The following is a 17,668-nucleotide window of genomic DNA, read 5'->3' as shown; positions in this document are numbered from 1 at the left end:
GGATTATGTTATGGACGAAGTACTCCCCACGTTTTTTTTGCCGGCCGAACGTCTTAACCAGGACGTCATCGAACGCATCTCCAACGATATTGCCCAATCGCCCTCAGCCGTCACCCTGTCGCTGATGCCCTTGGCGGTGATTATCGTCAACCAGACCCGGCAGATCGTCTACGCCAATGCCCGTTTCGTCGCGATGACAGGCCAGCCGGACATCGACGCGGTCATGGGCCTGCGCGTGGGTGAAGCTCTGGGCTGCGAGCACGCCACGATTGATCCGGGCGGATGCGGCACAACACGCTTTTGCCAGTACTGCGGCCAGGCCCAGGCCGTGGTCAAAAGCCTCAAGGGCGAGCGCGACACCCAGGAATGCGCCATCAATCGCCTCGGCAAGACCACCCTGGAAGCCCTCAATCTGCAAGTCTGGGCCGCACCCATGACGATTGAAGGGCATGAGTTGATGCTCTATTCCATCGTCGACATCGCCCATGAAAAAGCCTTACGCGGCTTTGAACGCATCTTTTTCCACGATCTGGCCAACGCCCTCACCGGCGTCAAGGGCCTTAATCATCTCATGACCCTGGATCTGCCGGCAGACTACGCCGAAGATTTGAACCTGATGCGGCGCGGCATCGAAGACATTGAGGACATTATCGAGACCCAGCGGGATTTTTTGACCGTGGAAGCCAAGGAATACCACGAAGCCTTTTCGGCCATCGATTCCCGGGAAATGCTCGCCTACCTGGCGGCCTCCTGCCAGGCGTTTAATCCTGGTGGTTCGCGTCAACTCCTGATTGATCCGTTGGCCCAGGCCAGGGTCTTTTCCTCGGATGGCCGTATCATCCGGCGCATCCTGGTCAACATGATCAAAAACGCCCTGGAAGCTTCGGCTGCGGGCGAGACAGTGACCCTTGGCTGTGACAGCGCCCCGGGCAGCGTCTCCCTGTGGGTCCACAACCCGGCCGTGCTGTCCGAAGAGGTGCAGATGCGTCTTTTCGAAAGAGGGTTTTCCACCAAGGGGCCGGACCGTGGCTTTGGCACGTACAGTATGCGCCTTTTCGCCCGCCAATGCCTGGGGGGCGAGGTTTCCTTCACTTCGACCGAGGGTGGCGGCACACGCTTTTCCCTGACCCTGCCGGCCTGACCTATGGACACAGCAACCACCATGCGCATCAACAAGGCTCTGGCCGCCGCCGGGGTCTGTTCCCGGCGACGCGCCGACGAACTCGTGGCCGCCGGCCGGGTGACGGTTAATGGCACGGTCGTCGTCGAACAGGGGTATAAGATCGATCCGACCAGTGCGCTTCTGGCCGTGGATGGCGTGCCCGTGGCCCTGACCCCGGCCGATGCTGCGCCGCTGACCCTTATGCACCACAAAAAAGCCGGCGTGGTGACCACGGCCAGCGATCCCGATGGCCGGCCCACGGTGTTTGACGATCTGCCCGAACAGTGGCGGTCCCGGCGGCTTTTTTCCGTGGGACGGCTGGACTATTTTTCCGAAGGCCTGCTGCTGCTCACCACCGACGGCGAACTGGCCTTTCGCCTGGCCCATCCGCGCTGGCATATGCCCAAGTGGTATCAGGTGGCCGTGCGCGGCCGGGTGACGCCGCAAACGCTTGAAACCATGGCCGCCGGCATGCGGCTGGCCGAAGGCGAACAGCTTGCCCCGGTGCGCGCCCAACTGGTGGGCCGCCCGGCTGATGACCGCTTCGTGCTGGAATTGGAACTCAAGCAAGGGATCAACCGGCAAATCCGGCGCATGTGCCGCGATCTGGACCTGACGGTCCTGACCCTCGTGCGCTTTGCCCTGGGTCCGCTCAGTCTCGGCGACCTGCCCCAGGGCCGCTATCGGCTGCTCACCCCCAACGAATCAAGCGCCCTCTACGGTGCCGTGGACCTGACGCCGGCAACCGGGGCCGCGAAACCGACCCCCTAGCCGCCCGGCGAGCGCTCCTGGCCCGCCCCAGACACCGTCTATTCAATGACCCGCCGGACATGGGACAGGCTGTCCCGGTACCAGCCCGCAAAAGGCCGCACAGCCACGCTGTGGTTGTGCGAATCAATAAGCTGCCCATCGCCCAGCCACAGCGCCACATGGGAGACCCGGGAGCCGTCGCGCGCCTTGATATAGAGCAGATCGCCCACGGCCCAGGGTTCGTCCGGTGACAGGCGTCGTCCCGGAGCCGCAGGCCCGGACGATTGGGCGGCAATGGCCGAGGTGAAGCGAAGACCCAGACCATAATTGTACACCCATGATGTGTAATTCGAGCAGTCCAGGCCCGGCCCCTGCCCCGGCGGGTCATAGGCCGGGATGTGGTGATGGCGATAGGGCAGGCCGACCAACCGTCGGGCCACCACCGCCACGCGCGCCCGGTTCCAGGCCACGGCGTCGTACCCGTCCGGCACGCTGACAGGCGGATAGGTTGCAGCCTTTGGCCCCCAACTGCCGGGTCCGGGTTTGGCGTACCACTGCGATTGGGGCAGCGGCGACTGGGGCAGGCGGTCGCGGATTTCGAAATCAGCGGTCAGCGCGGACAGGGGAATGGCCTCGACAGCCAGGCCCGCACCGGGCGCAGCCAGAGCCAGCAGGACACTGGCGAGAAGGATCACGGCCGTGGGGCGCACGGGGATGGTCATTACGAAAACGTCCATGCCCCGTCATGGCACGCTGCGAGACGCGGGACAAGCCCCCAAATAGATGCTCCCACCCAGACCGTTGCGGCCGCACTGGAAGTCGGTTGGTCTGCCGGTGTGGGACCCCAAACAGATGCGCCCGCCCAGACCGTTGCGGCTCTGGACGGGCGATTTTAAGACTGGCTGATTGCTGCGCCGCTCAAGCGGTCTGTCCGGCAACCGGGAGGGTGCCAACGCGGCGCAGTTGCTCAATAAGCGCCAGCCCAAGAGGTGCCGGGCGTCCTTCCACCCGGCGATACTCCCGGCAGTCCGGCGTGCGGGCCATAAGGCCGGCGTCGCACAGTTGGCGGCGCAGCAAGGCGGCATCGCCAAAGCTGTGGCTGGCCGTGAGATGCTCGCCCACTTCGCGCTCGGTCATGACCCGCCGGCTGGGCAGGCGCGACCACAGGAGCCACAGGCAGGGCTGCTGCTCGCTGTACTTGGCCGGCCAGCGGACAAGCCGCCCGGCAGCATCAAAATGGCGCAGCAGCCGCCGCAGGCGGACAAAATCAACAGGCTCTTGCGGTTGGGCGGCAGGCAGCCGGGTGGCAAGCTGCTCCCGGGCCAGGACGTTGGCCCGGTAGTGCTGGAAATTGCGGCACCCGGCCGCTTTGGCCAGGATATTGAGCATCTCCACATGGCCCGGGGCCACGCCGGCGCGCTCGGCCAGACAGCCGCGCAGGGATTTGGCCAGGGCGGCCATGTCGTCAACAGCGTAGGGAAATGATTCGCGGGACATCGCTTATCCTTCAAGCGTGCCTGTCCAGAAACGGAACTGTCGGTGGTCGCCGTCTTCCGACGCGGCACGGGATAAGGTGTCGGTACGGAGAAACAATGCGGCAGGTTTAGCACCCCTTGCGGGGCGGCGACGCCTGGGTGAACTGCCGACCGGATTTGGCTGTATCCCAGGACGCGCGCCGTGGCAACTGCCAATTTGGCCACAAAAACGCCGGAGCCCTGACGGACCCCGGCGCGAAAACCCAGCTCGGATACGCCGCCGGGTAGCGGCGGCCCACCCGTTAGAACATATCTTTTTGCGATTCGCTGATGGTCGATTCGATGACGTCCTGCAATTCCTTGGGCAGTCCCATGATGTCCACATTCAGGAAACCGCGAACGATGGTGGACGTGGCTTCTTCCTCGTCCAGGCCCCGGGCCATCAGATATTCGATCTCTTCCTGGGCGATCTTGCCGACGGCCGCCTCGTGGGACAGCTCCACGCCGTCAACCGAACCCAGCAATTCCGGGATGGCGTGGATGACGCCGCCGCCAAGAATCAGCCCCTTGCACTCCAGATGCCCCTTGGCCGGCACGGCGTTGCCGCCGATAAAGCCCCGGGCGATGATGGTCCCGCCGGAGGCGATGGTGCGCGAGATAATCTCGCCCTTGGTGTCCGGGGCGTTTAATTCGATGCGGCTGCCGGTGTCCACATGGGAACCGGCGGGGGCAACAATGACGGAATTAAACCGGGCCACCGCTCCCCGGCCGTTTAAGCGAATGGCCGGATAGGATTGCAGATCCTTAACGGGCTTGAGCAGCACGTAATTATTGACAAAAACGCCGCCCTCGTCCACCACGCCGCCGGTGCGCGGCCGTACCACCGTGGTCTCGGCCCAGTTGTGGATCATAGTGAAGGTCAGCTTGGCGTTTTTCCCGACAAAGATTTCGGTGATGCCCAGATGGGCCGCGCCCTTGGAGCCATGGGCCACCGAGCAGCCGGTGATGATATGCAGTTCGGAATCGTCGGCAACGATGATAATGTTGTGGACGTTCTGGCCGACCATATCGCCCTTGAGAAACAGGCACGACTGCACCGGTTCGGCAATCTTGGCCCCTTTCTCGGTGCGTATGAAATAGCCGCCGTGCAGATCCCCGGCCGCAGACCGGGTGAATTCGTCCTTGTCCTTGTCCACCTGGGTCCAGTAATATTCCGGCAACCCGTCGTACCTGGCCAAGGCTTCCTTGATATCCAGGACTTCAACACCTTGTTGCAGGCTCTTGCAATGCACCCGGCCATGATCCACTTGCAGATACGTGCCGGCGCGGTCGCGTTCCTCGACATCGATGCCGGACATGAGCATTTCGGCTTTGTCTGCCGCGTCCATGGTGCGCAGATCCGCAATCTCGCCGAGCGTCGAGCCGGTAAACCGAAAGTCTTTCAGATCGATCTTTTCCATGACAGGCTCCCGTTGGCTAGTTGAGGCAGCGCACGCATTCCTGGTAGCCGTACTGGCTTATGTGATCCAGGATGTTGCGGGGATTGGCCTCGCAGCACAGGTGGCCGTTGAAAAGCACCTGTCCCCGGTCGGCATTCAGGTATTCGAGGATATAGCCGGTGTGGGTGATAATCAGCCCGGAAACGGGGCGTTTGAGCACCAACTGCTGCTTCATGCTGGAATTGGGCTTGGGCTCGATGCCGCCGGTGAGCACTTCGCGCACGGTGTGGCCGATCAGCTTCATATTTTCCAGGTCAACGCCGGATTCAGGCTCGTCGAAAAGCAGCAGATAGGGCTTTTGGGCCATGAGCTGGAGCAATTCCGAGCGCTTGATCTCGCCGCCGGAAAAGCCGGCATTGACGTCGCGCTCCAAAAACTCGTCCATGTTGACCTTGCGCGCCAGGGCGTCCACGTCGATTTCGCTGTCCCGGGCGCACATGCGCACCATATGGCGGGTTTTCAAGCCGTGGATGGTGGGCGGACGCTGAAACGACATGCCAATGCCCAGGCGCGCCCGCTCATAGATGGGGGCGTGGGTGATGTCGTGGCCGCGAAAGAGAATGCGACCCTTGGTGATTTCGTAGTTGCCAAAGCCCATGAGCGTCATCAGCAAGGTGGTCTTGCCGGAGCCGTTGGGGCCAAAGAGGATGAAGGTTTCGTTGTCGGCGATGTGCAGATTGATGCCGGAGAGCACTTCCCGGTCGCCGATTTTGACATGCAGATCTTCAATGCGAAGCATGATTCCCTCGCTTTTTGCGCCCTTGCGGCGTTACTCCGCCTGGGATCTACGGAAAAACCCCGGCAAAGTCCACTCATCCGGCCGCCGGGGCTCCCCCCCGGCAAAGCCGGGGAGTTGCGCCCGTAAGCTGCTCAAAGCGGCATACTCTCCGGGGCCGCCGCACGCGGCCCCGGGTTTACAGCCAGTCCAGCCCGATGACGTGCACGGCCAGCGGACCGTGGACGCCGCGCACATAAACGAATTCAATGTCGCCTGTGCTGGAGACGCCGGACACGCAGTTGACGGCACTGGGCATGGGGGCCTGGCCGAGCAGGTCCAACAGGGCCGGCAAATCGGGCAAAAGGCGCGACTTGGCGACCAAAGCCACATGCAGGCGCGGCACCAGCGGCGTGCCCCGTTCCCGGCCCGGGGCGGCGGCCAGAATCAGGCTGCCGGTGGCGCACAGCGCGGCTGTCACGGCCGTGACGCCAAGATCCACGGCCGCCAGGGACGGACACACCCGGTCGGGCAATTCTTCGGGCGCAAGAACCGCCACACCGGCTCCGGCCAGGGTTGCGGCAGCGTCCACGGCGTCGAGGTCGGGATGGTCCCAGCGCACGGCGGTTGTGACACCGTTTGCCGCCACAAACCCGGCCAGGGCGGCCTGGGCTTCCCCGGGGGTGCGGGCCAGCGCAAAGGTCGGGCCGAGGGTGGTCAGGACGGCGGCAAAGGTCTCGAAATCGGCCACGCCCCGACCGGGCCGGCGGGGAATGGTCGCCGCCGCCGGACGCGGCAGGCCGGGCCTGGTTGCGGCCCGCAGGCGGGCGTAAATGGCGTTTTTGGCGCGGGTTTTCACGAGCGGCCTCCCTGGCGCGACAGGCGTCGGGCCAAAGCCTTAAACCGCCTGGAAAAAGGACGGGACAGGCCGGGAAACTCCCGGCCGCGCAAAAACCGGCCCACCGGGGAATCCGGGGCCACGGCCGCCACTTCCCGCAGTTTGGGATCAAAGGTCCGGCCAATTGCTGCTGCCGTGTCAAAGAGCAAGGGATGGCGGGCCAGGAGACTGAGGGCCGTCACGGCCGGATCGGACGCCTCGGCCGAAATGCGCCGCCGCAGTTCCTGCAACAGGGCCGGATGGTCGATGCCGGCCGGGCAGGCCTCGGCGCAGGCGGCGCAGTGGGTGCAGGCAAAGGGCTGGCGGGCGTCGCCGGGGTTGTCCTTTAACAGCGGCGAGAGCACCGAACCCATGGGGCCGGGATAGACCGTGCCATAGGCATGGCCGCCAACGCTCTGATAGACCGGGCAGACATTGAGACAGGCCCCGCAGCGGATGCAGCGCAAAATGGAGCGCAGGACCGGATCGGCCAGCAGTTGCGAGCGGCCGTTGTCCACGATGACCAGATGCATTTCCTTGGGACCGTCGCGCTCGCCCTCGCGGCGTGCGCCGGTAAAAAAGGACAGATGCACCGGCAGGGTCTGGCCTGTGGCCGACGGCGGCAGAATGTCCAGAATGACGGCGGCGTCGGCCAGGGTTTCCACCACTTTTTCCAGGGTCATGACCGCCACATGGATGGGCGGGCAGGAGGCGGACAGACGGATGTTGCCCTCGTTTTCCAGCACCGTCACCGTGCCGGTTTCGGCGATGGCGATGTTGCAGCCGGTGATGCCGGCATCGGCGGCCAGAAACTTCTGGCGCAGGCTGTCCCGGGCGATGCGGGTCATCTCCGGGATATCGGTGCTGGTGCGGCCCAACTTGTGGGCGAAAAGCGCCGAAACCTGCTCCTTGGACACATGCAGGGCCGGGGCCAGGATGTGCGAAGGCTTTTGCCCGGCGAGCTGGATGATGTATTCGCCAAGATCGGTTTCCACCGCCTCGATGCCGGCGGCGGCCAGGGCGTCGTTGAGGCCGATCTCCTCGCTCACCATGGACTTGCCCTTGACCACCAGCCGCACGCCCCGCTCGGTCAGCAGGCGGGTGATAAGCCCCGAGGCCGAAGCGGCGTCCTCGGCGTAATGGACGTTGCCGCCAGCGGCCACGACCTTGGCTTCCAGCTTCTCCAGCAGATCGGGCAGCCGGGACAACGTTTTTTCCCGCACGGCCACGGCCCGGGCCTGGCGCTCGGCAAAATCCGGCATGGCATTGACCGAACGCTGGCGCAGCACCCGGATATGGCCAATAGCCTTGTGCAGAACGGCCCGGCTCTGGCGGTCACGCAAGGCCTTGGCCGCAGCCTGGCCGAAATCGTAGGGCACCGTGCTCATAACGCCTCCCCGGCCAGGACTTCGGCCAGATGCAGGGGCCGTATCGGCAGTTCGCGCTTGGCCAGGGCCGAGGCGATGTTGACCAGACAGCTCGGTTCGGCAGTGATGACCACGTCAGCCTCGCTGGCCACAATGTCGGCGATCTTCTCGGCGAGGATGGCCTGGCTGACTTCAGGGTAGTCCACACTAAATGCCCCGCCAAAGCCGCAACAGTTTTCGGGCCGGGCCAGCGGCACCAGCGACAGGCCCGCGACCTTGGCCAAAAGCGCCTCGGTGGCCGAGCCGGCCCCAAGCACCCGGGTGGTCTGGCAGGAAGCGTGCAACGTGGCCCGGGCCGCAAAACGCGCCCCAAGATCAACGATGCCGAGCTGTTCCACCAGAAACTGGCCCAGTTCAAAGGTCTTGGCCGCAACGGCCTCGGCGCGCGCCCGCCAGGGGTCGCCCTCGGCAAAAAGCGACGGATAGCGCCGCACCATGGCCGTGCACGACCCCGAGGGGCACACGACAGCCGGGGCGTCGGCGAAAATTTCCACAAACCGCCGGGCCAACGGCCGCACCAGATCGGAGCGGCCCCGCTTGTACGCGAACTGGCCGCAGCAGGTCTGGCCCTTGGGCAATACAGGCGCAACACCGGCCCGGGACAGGACCACAGCGGTCGCCTCCCCCACCTGGGGCAGTACATGCTCGACCAGACAGGGAATAAAAAGAAACGCTTCCACGAGAAATCCCTCCTTGTGACGGGGCGCGACTTTACGCTTGTGGCCTTACGGGTCAAGACCGCACCAAAGCAGCACGCGGGCCGGGCTGTGGATTATTGACAAACGTCGGATGTATCCGTAAGTGCGAATCGACTTTCTCCGATAACGAGGCGCTGCCGCTGGTCGCTGGCATTTCTTAGCCTCGTTCCCCACGGCGCACACTGCGCCTTGCTGGGGAAAAACCCTAACAACGAGAACAGGTTATGAATCTTTGTATCGTAGGCACCGGTTATGTGGGTCTGGTAAGCGCCGCTTGCTTCGCCGAGATGGGCAACGACGTCTGTTGTGTGGACGTCAACCCCACCATCGTCGAAAATCTGCGTCAGGGCAAAATCCATATCTACGAACCGGGACTCGATGAATTGGTCAAACGCAACGTGGCCGAAGGCCGCCTGCGTTTCACCACCAAAGTGTCCGAGGGCATGGAGAACGCGCTGTTCGTGTTCGTCACCGTCGGAACCCCGCCCCGTGAAGATGGTTCCTGCGACCTTTCGTTCGTGTATCAGGTGGCCCGCGACATCGGTGCCAACATGAAAGACTACAAGATCGTCGTCGACAAATCCACGGTGCCGGTCGGAACCGCCGATGAAGTGCGCAAGCTGATTGGCGAAGAGCTCAAAAAGCGCGGCGAACTCATCGAATTCGATGTGGTGTCCAATCCGGAGTTCCTGAAAGAAGGCGATGCCATCAACGACTTTTTCAAGCCTGACCGGGTGGTTGTCGGTACCGACAACGTCCGCACCGGCGAACTTTTAAAGGCCCTCTACGCCCCCTACGCCCGCAGCCGTGAAAAAGTCATCGTCATGGGCGTGCGCTCGGCTGAAATGACCAAGTATGCCGCCAACTGCATGCTGGCCACCAAGATTTCGTTTATCAACGAAGTGGCCAACATCTGCGAGCAGGTCGGCGCGGACGTGCGCGACGTGCGCATGGGCATCGGTTCCGACCACCGCATCGGCTACCAGTTCATCTACCCGGGCCTGGGCTACGGCGGCTCGTGCTTCCCCAAAGACGTCAAGGCGCTGATTGACACCGCCCGCAAAATCGGCTTCGAGCCTGAGTTGCTGGCGGCTGTTGACGAGGTCAACAAGCGTCAAAAGCATGTGCTGAGCAAGCGGATCGAGACCTATTTCGCTCCCCAGGGCGGCGTCAAAGGCAAAACCCTGGCCTTGTGGGGTCTGGCTTTCAAGGCCAACACCGACGATGTGCGCGACGCTTCGTCCTTTGAACTCATCGCCGACCTGACCGCCAAGGGCATGCGCGTTGTGGCCTTTGACCCGGTGGCCGGTCCCAACACCCGCGCCCATTTCAAGGGCAACGATCTGCTCACCGTGGTCGATGAGCAGTACGCGGTGCTGGAGAAAGCCGACTGTCTGGCCGTGGTGACGGAATGGAACCAGTTCCGCAACCCGGATTTCAGCCGCATCAAAGCAACGCTCAAGGCCCCGATCATCTTCGACGGCCGCAACCTCTACTCGCCGCAGCTTATGGCCGACCTCGGTCTGGCCTACTTCTGCATCGGCCGCCCGGCGCCCACGCTCTAGGCGACCGCCGCGTCCCCCGAGCCTGTGGCAAGGCGGCCCTCGCCTTGCGCAGACCAGACACGCCCCTGCCGGCACTCCCGGCAGGGGCGTGTTTTTGCATGCAACAAAAGACAGACAAAGCCTGAAGGCTTGATGCTCTTCCCGGGCTTGACTTTGGCCCGGCCGTGGACAAATAACGGGATGGTCAAACGTGCAGCCAGTGGCTGGAAACTGCCGCGTGGCCGGCATGGCGGTCGGACTCTCTAACGCACAAGGTGAGCGGCATTTTAATCGGCACCGCCTCCCCGCACACAGACAGCCACGCCACAATCGCCTGGCTGCGCCCTGTTGTGCTGGCGCTGCTCCTGGCAGCACTTCCCGCCTCCCTGGCTCAGGCCGGCGACGCGACCCGCTTCTATGACGCCTCGGGCCGCTATCAGGGCCGGGCCAGCACGAATACGGCCAACCCCAAACAACAAAACCTCTATGACCCCCAGGGCCGCTACCTGGGACGCGTCATGACCGACAAAAACGGCAACGCCCGCCTCTACGACAAACAGGGACGGTTCCTGGGGCATACGACGAAATCGCCGGCCCAGCCGGCTCCACAGCAATAATGCAGGCAAATTCGCAGCAGCAGGACTGAGCAGCTTGGACTGCACATGGCATACAAATTTGCGCAAAAAACAGCCCCGCCCCTCTCCGGCGCGAAGAAGGCACGGGCGTTGTGCTCTATCCTATCCTGCACCAGTAACATTATAAAAAGGTGACACAACAATGAACAGCTCAACCAAGAAAAAGATCTCGAAAGCATCAACCATCCTTCAAGAGGTTGCTGACTATCTGGAAGACAAATCAACTGAAGAATTTGAATTATACGGACAACGCCTCTTTGATTTAGCCGATGAGATAGAAACACTCCTGGCTGAAATCGAAGACAATGAGACGGATGCCGATGATGACGACAGCGATCAAAACGATGACAGTTAAATTTCAACCATCCTTCGCATAAATTCTTCTATCGCAAGAAAATGGTGCGTTACAGGGCCATGGAACAGGGCTGACATCCATGCCACAGGTCGCATGACCGCCCACTCGCTTCCACCCCACAGTCTCCTGCCAGGAATGTTGCAACATTCCTGGCAGGAGACTCCCCCAAGGGGCCAGGCGTGGCCGCTCTTTTGTTGCGCTGCGCGCCAACAGGCCAGAGTGGACAGGGGCCTGGCAGCGATCACCGGGCTCACCGGACAGCTGTTTTTTCTGGTGAGCCCGGACCCCACGGAGCAGCGCACGGGTGTGACGCCGGGGCGTTGGACCATGCGCACCAGCTTTTGGGTTAACCCTTGCCGCACCAAGCATCGCACTGCCGCCCTCCCCGACGCGCCCTGCCTGGGGCACTGCCCCCCCCCAGACAGGGCCGGCAATCCGACAATCCCTCGTCAATTGCAAAATTCACAGAACTTGGCACCTGCCCGCGTTCTTTCCCGGTAGGCAACAAGCCTGTTCTTTTGTTACACAGAGTCCTGTAGGGTCCATTCCTGAACCGGCGACTGCGACATAGGGACAGACGGCCGCATTTTTTTGCATGCCGATTACCAAGGCAGGGGGTACGCAGATGACTGGATTTCGCATTGAAACCGACAGCATGGGCGAGGTCAAAGTCCCAGAAGACACACTCTGGGGAGCGCAGACCCAGCGCAGCCTTGAACATTTCAGCATCGGACGCGATCTGATGCCACGGGAGATGATTGCGGCCTATGCGATCCTGAAAAAAGGGGCCGCCCTGGTCAATTTCGAGGCCGGCCGGCTGCCCGGCGAGATCAAGCAACTCATTGTCACGGTTTGCGACGAGATCCTGGGCGGTGCCCACGACGACATGTTTCCCCTGCATGTCTGGATGACCGGCAGCGGCACCCAGTTTAACATGAACGTCAACGAGGTTATCGCCAACCGCTGCTCCCAGATTGCGGGGCAACCGCTGGGTTCCAAAAAACCCGCCCACCCCAACGATCACGTGAACATGTCCCAGTCGTCCAACGACTCCTTTCCCGCGGCCATGTGCATCGCCGCCGTTCTGGGAACGGTCCGCGATCTGTTGCCCGCCGTGGACAATCTGCGCCAGGGCCTTGCTCGCAAGGCCGAGGCCTGGAAAACTATCGTCAAAATCGGCCGCACCCACCTCCAGGACGCCACGCCGCTCACCCTTGGCCAGGAGTTTTCGGGGTATGCGGCGCTGCTGGAAGACAACACCAACCGCTTAAACCAGTCTGTTGCCGGCGTGTTGCGTCTGGCCCTTGGCGGCACGGCCGTGGGCACGGGCATCAACGCGGCCCCGGGCTTCGACGCGGCGGTGGCAACCAAGATAGCCGAACTCACCGGCCTGCCCTTTGTCACGGCCCCCAACAAGTTCGCGGTCCAGGGCAGCCACGACGATCTGGTGCATCTCTCGGGCGCCCTGCGCACGCTGGCGGTCTCACTGTATAAAATCGCCAACGATATCCGGCTGCTCTCCTGCGGCCCGCGGGCCGGATTCTATGAACTGATCATCCCCTCCAACGAGCCGGGGTCTTCCATCATGCCCGGCAAGGTCAACCCCACCCAGTGCGAAGCCCTGGCCATGGTGGCGGTCCAGGTCATGGCCAATGACACGGCCGTGGGCCTCAGCGGCGCTGGCGGCTACTTGGAAATGAACGTCTACAAGCCGGTCATGATCTACAACATCATGCATTCCATTCGGATCATGGCCGACTGCATGCATAATTTCCAAAAGTATCTTGTAGACGGCATGGAACCCAACACCAAACAGATCAGCGCCTATGTGGCACGCTCCCTCATGCTGGTGACGGCTTTAAGCCCGGTGATCGGCTACGACAAGGCTTCGGAAATAGCCCACCACGCCATGGACAAGGATCTTTCCCTGAAACAGGCCGCTCTTGAACTTGGCTATGTGAGCGAAGAGGAATTCGACCGCATTGTCGATCCGATCAAGATGGCCCATCCGTACGTGGCCAAGGACTGAAAGGACGCATCCCGCTGCTCGAAAATCCAATGCATGGAGACACGCTCATGGCCAAGACCGAACGCTACGGCTTGGACATCCTTATCGACGCCTCGCGCAACAAATCTACCGCCTTTAGTGAGAAAGAAAAAAAGGCCCTGGGGCTGATCGGCCTCGTTCCGGACGCCACCGAGACCCAGGATCTGCAGTTGCAGCGGGTGCTCATGCAGCTGGGGCACAAGTCCACGGACCTTGACCGCTATATCTATCTGGTCAACCTGCTGGACCACAACGAGACGCTCTTTTACCGGACCATCATGTCCGACCCGGCCCGCTTCCTGCCCATCGTCTACGACCCCACCATCGGTGAAGCCTGCCTGAAATTCGGCCACATTTTCCGCCAGCCCCGGGGCATCTATCTGTCCATCGAGCGGCGCGGCCAGGTCAAAGAGGTTTTAGAGAATTGGCCGCGCCGGGACGTGCGTTTCATCTGCGTGACCGACGGCGGCCGCATCCTGGGCCTGGGCGACCTGGGTGCCAACGGCATGGGCATCCCCATCGGCAAACTGCAACTCTACACCGCTGCCGCCGGCGTGCCGCCCGAAGGCCTTTTGCCCCTGTATTTAGACGCCGGGACCAACAACCAGGGCCTGCTGGCCGATCCGCTCTATTTGGGTCTGCGCAAGACCCGCCCCAAAACCGAGGATCTTTTTTCTTTTGTGGATGAATTCGTGGAAGCGGTGCAGACCGTTTTTCCCGAATGCTGCATCCACTTCGAGGACTGGACGGGTGTTGACGCCGTGCATCTTCTGGAACGCTACCGGGACAAGGTCTGCTGCTACAACGACGACGTGCAGGGCACGGCCGGGATCACCCTGGCGGGCATGATCAACGCGTGCAGAATCAAGGGCACGCAATTACGTGACGAGTCCTATCTTTTCCTCGGTGCGGGTTCCGCCGGCATTGGCCTGAGTAACCTCTTATGCTCGGCCCTGGTCATGGAAGGCCTGACCTTGGAAGAGGCCCGGTCGCGCATCCACATGATCGACGCGGTCGGCTTGCTTGAATCCACGCGCACGGATCTGGTGGACTTCCAGCTCCCCTACGCCCACCCGCATGCGCCCATGGGACCGGGGCGGTTTGCCGAGGCCGTGGAAACGTTTAAGCCCACCACCATCATCGGCGTGAGCACCACAGGCGGGGCCTTTGATAAAAAGGTGGTCGAGGCCATGAGCCGCGTCAACGAGCGGCCCATCATCCTGGCCCTGTCCAATCCCACGGAAAAGGCCGAATGCACGGCCGAACAGGCCTATGCCTGGAGCGGCGGCAAGGCCATCTATGCGGCCGGCGTGCAGTTCCCGCCCGTCAATTTTGCGGGAACGACCTTCCTGCCGGGGCAGGCCAACAACTTCTTCATCTTCCCGGCCATCGGCATGGCCATCTATGCCACCAAGGCCTCAAGGGTGACGGACACCATGTTTATCGAGGCGGCCAAGGCCGTTGCCGATCAGGTCACGGACGCCCAGCGGGCCCAGGGCCTGCTCTACCCGCTCCAGTCAGACATCCTGGAAGCCGAAATAAAGACAGCCGCCCGGGTGGCTGCCCTGGTCTTTGACGAAGGCTTGGCCCGGGTGGACAAGCCCAAGGATTTTGAGTCTTTTATCCGTCAATTGGTCTACCGGCCGGACTACCAGGAACTCGTCTGAACAACGGCAACCGCCTGGAGGCGGACTGAAGAAAAAAAGCCCGGACCGCCTTGGCGATCCGGGCTTTTTGCCTGGGGAATCTGATGGTTATTTGACGCCGCGTTCAATAAAAAACGGCGCGTACTTCTGGTCCGTCCCCTTGATGTGGCCGACCAGCCAGTTTTTCAAAAAGTTCATGACCTCGGTGGTCAAGGCGGCCCGGTTCTCCCGGAAATCGTTGCCAAAGGCGATGACCTTGTCCACGAACGCGACATGCTCTTTGCGGTGGTTGAGATACCCCGGGTACTTGTACTGCTCCATGAGCTTTTCCTCGTAGCCGAAGTGATCCACCGCGTAGTCCGACAGCTCGCTGATGATGGTTTCCAACTGGGCCTTGCCTTTGCCCGACCGCATGGCTTCGTGCAGATCGCAGATCATCGAAACCAACACCTGATGTTGCCGGTCGACTTCGCTCAGGCCCGTGGCCAAAGATTCATCCCACTGCAACAGGCTGCCGCCGATGGAGCAGACCCCGGGCGAGCCGCCGTTGCTGCCGGCCGGTTTGGCGGCAGAAGCACTGTGGGGCGGCAAAGCCCTGGGCGCGTTGGCCGCCTTGCCCGCAGGCTTGGCGGCGGGCTTTGGCCGGGCCGGGAGAGGCCGCGCTGCCGGCAATGCCTTGGCAGCGACCGGCCGCGCCGCCGGCAGAGCCTTGGCTGCGGGTGACCGGGAAGCAACAAGCGATTTGGTCGCGGCCGGCCGGGCAACCACGGCGCGCGCCGGAGCAGCGGCCTCCCCGGTCATCTGGCGAATGATGGCGTCGAGCTCATGGGACAGGTCCGTAAGGACCGCCAGGGACTCGACGGCCACGGCCGTGCCCTCGGCTGTCTCCCGGGCAATGCCGTTGACTTCCTCCACCGCCCGGTTGATCTCCTCCGAGGTGGCAGACTGTTCTTCAGACGCCGTGGCAATGGACTCCACCTGGGCCGCGGTGGAATCGACAATGCCCACGATCTCTTCCATAAAACGCCCGGAAGCAGCGGCCGCCCGGGTGCTTTCTTCAATACCGGTGGCAGCGGACTCGACCGCAGCGATATTCTCCCGGGCCTGCCCCTGGATGGACACCACGGCGTCACCCACTTCCTTGGTGGCGGTCATGGTCTTTTCCGCCAATTTGCGCACTTCGTCGGCCACCACGGCAAAGCCGCGTCCGGCATCCCCGGCCCGGGCCGCCTCGATGGCGGCGTTTAAGGCCAGCAGATTGGTCTGGTCGGCGATGTCGGAAATGACGTTCATGATATGCCCGATGCTGTCGGCCTGCCGACCAAGGCGGGTCATGGATTCCTTGAGTTCCAGGATGCGCTGGCGGATGGACTCGATGGACTCCACGGCCGAACGCACGCCGGTCGCGCCGATGACCGCCTTGTCCTTGGCTTCAGACGCGCTGGTGGCGGCGCTGGAGGCGTTCCGGGCCACTTCGAGCACGGTGGCGTTCATCTCCTCCATGGCCGTGGCCGTGTCCATCATGCGGTCGCGCTGCTGCCCGGCCCCCTGCCCCACATGCTCGATGCGGCCAAGCAGGCTCCCGGATTGCTCCATGACACTCTCGGAAACCGCCCGGGCCTTGGCTGCGCCATCATTGAGGCGGGCCAGCACTTCGGCCGTGCGGGCTTCCTGCTCCTTGACCCCGGCCAGGGCGCGCTCAGCCTCGGCGGCATGGCGCTCGGCTTCGCGGCTTTTGCCGTCCACCTCGGCCATCTTGGCCTCCAGTGAAGCCACCATGCGGGCCAGGGCGTCGCGCACAACGGCCAGTTCCGGGGGATAGACGCCGGCTGGCGCGGCCTTGAGATTGCCGCCGGCCACGGCCTCGGCATAGGCGCGCAGTCTGGCCAGCGGCTGGTTCAGCCTGCGGCCGAGCAGCACCAGCACAGCCAGGAAAACCAGGATGCATACGCCCATGCCCCCGGCCTGAATGGTCATAAGCGTGGCTACGCAGCCTTCGGTTTCGGTTTGCAGCCGGGCCACAGCCTTGTCCTGGGCCGCCACGACAACTTCGGCGGCCGCTGCCAGCCGATCTGCCGACGCGCCGTCGCCCTTGGCCAGGATAGTCTCCACTTCGGTTTCAAAGGGCTTGGCCAGGCGGCTGGCTTCTTCCAGCAACCCGGCGGCTTCCCGGCTGGGCGCTGCAATGGTGAAGGTCTGGCCGTTGGTGTAGGTGCCGCCCTTGGTCAGCAGGCTCTGGGTGGCGTTTAATTTCCCCACCCGTTTACGAATTTCGTCAGGCAGGGAGGCCGCACCGGCCCCGGCCTTGGCCTGATGGGCATAGGCCAGAACATCCTTGGCGATTTGTTGCACCAGCATGCGCTGGCGTCCGGCCAGGTTGATAATCAGACCATCGGCCTTTTGCTGGCTGGTGATCGACCAGGTGGCACCGAACATCAGGAGAACAACGAGAAAAAGCACTCCCAGCGAAGCGAGGAGTTGGGCACGTATGGTCATGAAAGAGACTCCTTGGTAGATACGCCGACACAAAACAAGAACCCCGCCGGCACCGTGCTGTTCCAGCACGGCATTTCTGCCAAGTCAACGAACTTTTTAGGTTCTTTATTACTGGTCGGAAAGGTTTCGCCGTATAATAACGTCCTTGGCGGGCAACGATCCGCACCCCAGCAGCCTTACTCGAAATCGGTCGCCCCACCGCCGGGGCAGGGGAAATCCCAGCGCAGCCGTCGCAGCATCGGGATTTCCCACCACAATTGTCAAGAACAAAAAAACAATGTCTGGGAATTGTTGCAGATACAAGACAGACGAATGGAGTTGCTGCGGCAAACATCGCACCCA

At 62.6% G+C, this 17,668-nt stretch carries 15 protein-coding genes; 7 read left to right on the top strand and 8 right to left on the bottom strand.

Annotated elements, in window-relative coordinates; translation table 11 throughout:
- Positions 1 to 10: 10 nt before the first annotated feature.
- Both GTA51_RS12085 and GTA51_RS12080 read left to right on the top strand, forming a co-directional pair.
- Positions 11 to 1,141, top strand: coding sequence for a PAS domain-containing sensor histidine kinase (locus tag GTA51_RS12085; RefSeq protein WP_160961415.1), 1,131 nt, complete (start codon positions 11 to 13; stop codon positions 1,139 to 1,141).
- 3 nt (positions 1,142 to 1,144) lie between these two features.
- Positions 1,145 to 1,933 carry a pseudouridine synthase gene (locus GTA51_RS12080; RefSeq protein ID WP_246198114.1) on the top strand — a complete coding sequence of 263 codons (789 nt, stop codon included), beginning with the start codon at positions 1,145 to 1,147 and terminating at the stop codon, positions 1,931 to 1,933.
- Between the two features lie 38 nt (positions 1,934 to 1,971).
- Here the strand turns inward: GTA51_RS12080 and GTA51_RS12075 are convergent, their stop codons facing one another.
- The 7 genes from GTA51_RS12075 to GTA51_RS12045 all read right to left on the bottom strand — a co-directional run bounded on the left by GTA51_RS12075 (position 1,972) and on the right by GTA51_RS12045 (position 8,585).
- Positions 1,972 to 2,649, bottom strand: coding sequence for a C40 family peptidase (locus GTA51_RS12075; protein ID WP_160961414.1), 678 nt, complete (start codon positions 2,647 to 2,649; stop codon positions 1,972 to 1,974).
- A gap of 181 nt (positions 2,650 to 2,830) precedes the next feature.
- On the bottom strand, positions 2,831 to 3,409 hold the full coding sequence (locus GTA51_RS12070) for a DUF2087 domain-containing protein (protein ID WP_160961412.1): 579 nt from the start codon (positions 3,407 to 3,409) through the stop codon (positions 2,831 to 2,833).
- 280 nt (positions 3,410 to 3,689) lie between these two features.
- Positions 3,690 to 4,847, bottom strand: a complete 1,158-nt coding sequence (locus GTA51_RS12065; protein WP_160961411.1) for a SufB/SufD family protein — start codon at positions 4,845 to 4,847, stop codon at positions 3,690 to 3,692.
- Between the two features lie 16 nt (positions 4,848 to 4,863).
- Positions 4,864 to 5,625: an ABC transporter ATP-binding protein gene (locus GTA51_RS12060; RefSeq protein ID WP_160961409.1), complete on the bottom strand. Its 762-nt coding sequence runs from the start codon at positions 5,623 to 5,625 to the stop codon at positions 4,864 to 4,866.
- 175 nt (positions 5,626 to 5,800) lie between these two features.
- On the bottom strand, positions 5,801 to 6,460 hold the full coding sequence (locus GTA51_RS12055) for an LUD domain-containing protein (RefSeq protein WP_160961407.1): 660 nt from the start codon (positions 6,458 to 6,460) through the stop codon (positions 5,801 to 5,803).
- The gene (locus tag GTA51_RS12050) at positions 6,457 to 7,866 is read right to left on the bottom strand and encodes a lactate utilization protein B (RefSeq protein ID WP_160961406.1); all 1,410 of its coding nucleotides are present in this window, start codon (positions 7,864 to 7,866) and stop codon (positions 6,457 to 6,459) included. Before GTA51_RS12050 ends, GTA51_RS12055 begins: the two co-directional genes overlap by 4 nt.
- Positions 7,863 to 8,585, bottom strand: a complete 723-nt coding sequence (locus GTA51_RS12045; protein ID WP_160961404.1) for a heterodisulfide reductase-related iron-sulfur binding cluster — start codon at positions 8,583 to 8,585, stop codon at positions 7,863 to 7,865. Before GTA51_RS12045 ends, GTA51_RS12050 begins: the two co-directional genes overlap by 4 nt.
- Before the next feature lie 242 nt (positions 8,586 to 8,827).
- On the opposite strand from GTA51_RS12045, the gene GTA51_RS12040 reads away from it, so the two are divergent.
- The 5 genes from GTA51_RS12040 (at position 8,828) to GTA51_RS12020 (ending at position 14,851) form a co-directional block, all read left to right on the top strand.
- Positions 8,828 to 10,168 carry a UDP-glucose dehydrogenase family protein gene (locus GTA51_RS12040; RefSeq protein WP_160961402.1) on the top strand — a complete coding sequence of 447 codons (1,341 nt, stop codon included), beginning with the start codon at positions 8,828 to 8,830 and terminating at the stop codon, positions 10,166 to 10,168.
- Between the two features lie 254 nt (positions 10,169 to 10,422).
- Positions 10,423 to 10,764: a hypothetical protein gene (locus GTA51_RS12035; RefSeq protein WP_160961401.1), complete on the top strand. Its 342-nt coding sequence runs from the start codon at positions 10,423 to 10,425 to the stop codon at positions 10,762 to 10,764.
- A 160-nt stretch (positions 10,765 to 10,924) separates the two neighbouring features.
- A complete protein-coding gene (locus GTA51_RS12030) occupies positions 10,925 to 11,137 on the top strand; it encodes a hypothetical protein (RefSeq protein ID WP_160961399.1) in 213 nt (70 codons plus the stop codon).
- Positions 11,138 to 11,762: 625 nt separating this feature from the next.
- Positions 11,763 to 13,166 carry a class II fumarate hydratase gene (gene fumC / locus GTA51_RS12025; protein WP_160961398.1) on the top strand — a complete coding sequence of 468 codons (1,404 nt, stop codon included), beginning with the start codon at positions 11,763 to 11,765 and terminating at the stop codon, positions 13,164 to 13,166.
- Positions 13,167 to 13,213: 47 nt separating this feature from the next.
- On the top strand, positions 13,214 to 14,851 hold the full coding sequence (locus GTA51_RS12020) for an NAD-dependent malic enzyme (protein WP_160961396.1): 1,638 nt from the start codon (positions 13,214 to 13,216) through the stop codon (positions 14,849 to 14,851).
- 87 nt (positions 14,852 to 14,938) lie between these two features.
- Here the strand turns inward: GTA51_RS12020 and GTA51_RS12015 are convergent, their stop codons facing one another.
- The gene (locus GTA51_RS12015; protein WP_160961394.1) at positions 14,939 to 17,326 is read right to left on the bottom strand and encodes a bacteriohemerythrin; all 2,388 of its coding nucleotides are present in this window, start codon (positions 17,324 to 17,326) and stop codon (positions 14,939 to 14,941) included.
- Positions 17,327 to 17,668: the final 342 nt, after the last annotated feature.

Origin of the sequence: Solidesulfovibrio aerotolerans (genome assembly GCF_009856865.1) — a bacterium.
Lineage (GTDB): Bacteria > Desulfobacterota > Desulfovibrionia > Desulfovibrionales > Desulfovibrionaceae > Solidesulfovibrio > Solidesulfovibrio aerotolerans.
The sequence above is the reverse complement of the archived record's forward strand: the minus strand, read 5'-3'. Positions and strand labels throughout refer to the sequence as shown.

What these genes read in the sequence shown, in the direction of transcription:
- GTA51_RS12085 (WP_160961415.1), top strand. Translation starts at nt 11, where the DNA reads ATGGACGAAGTACTCCCCACGTTTTTTTTGCCGGCCGAACGTCTTAAC.
- GTA51_RS12080 (WP_246198114.1), top strand. Translation starts at nt 1,145, where the DNA reads ATGGACACAGCAACCACCATGCGCATCAACAAGGCTCTGGCCGCCGCC.
- GTA51_RS12075 (WP_160961414.1), bottom strand. Translation starts at nt 2,649, where the DNA reads ATGGACGTTTTCGTAATGACCATCCCCGTGCGCCCCACGGCCGTGATC.
- GTA51_RS12070 (WP_160961412.1), bottom strand. Translation starts at nt 3,409, where the DNA reads ATGTCCCGCGAATCATTTCCCTACGCTGTTGACGACATGGCCGCCCTG.
- GTA51_RS12065 (WP_160961411.1), bottom strand. Translation starts at nt 4,847, where the DNA reads ATGGAAAAGATCGATCTGAAAGACTTTCGGTTTACCGGCTCGACGCTC.
- GTA51_RS12060 (WP_160961409.1), bottom strand. Translation starts at nt 5,625, where the DNA reads ATGCTTCGCATTGAAGATCTGCATGTCAAAATCGGCGACCGGGAAGTG.
- GTA51_RS12050 (WP_160961406.1), bottom strand. Translation starts at nt 7,866, where the DNA reads ATGAGCACGGTGCCCTACGATTTCGGCCAGGCTGCGGCCAAGGCCTTG.
- GTA51_RS12040 (WP_160961402.1), top strand. Translation starts at nt 8,828, where the DNA reads ATGAATCTTTGTATCGTAGGCACCGGTTATGTGGGTCTGGTAAGCGCC.
- GTA51_RS12030 (WP_160961399.1), top strand. Translation starts at nt 10,925, where the DNA reads ATGAACAGCTCAACCAAGAAAAAGATCTCGAAAGCATCAACCATCCTT.
- fumC (WP_160961398.1), top strand. Translation starts at nt 11,763, where the DNA reads ATGACTGGATTTCGCATTGAAACCGACAGCATGGGCGAGGTCAAAGTC.
- GTA51_RS12020 (WP_160961396.1), top strand. Translation starts at nt 13,214, where the DNA reads ATGGCCAAGACCGAACGCTACGGCTTGGACATCCTTATCGACGCCTCG.
- GTA51_RS12015 (WP_160961394.1), bottom strand. Translation starts at nt 17,326, where the DNA reads ATGACCATACGTGCCCAACTCCTCGCTTCGCTGGGAGTGCTTTTTCTC.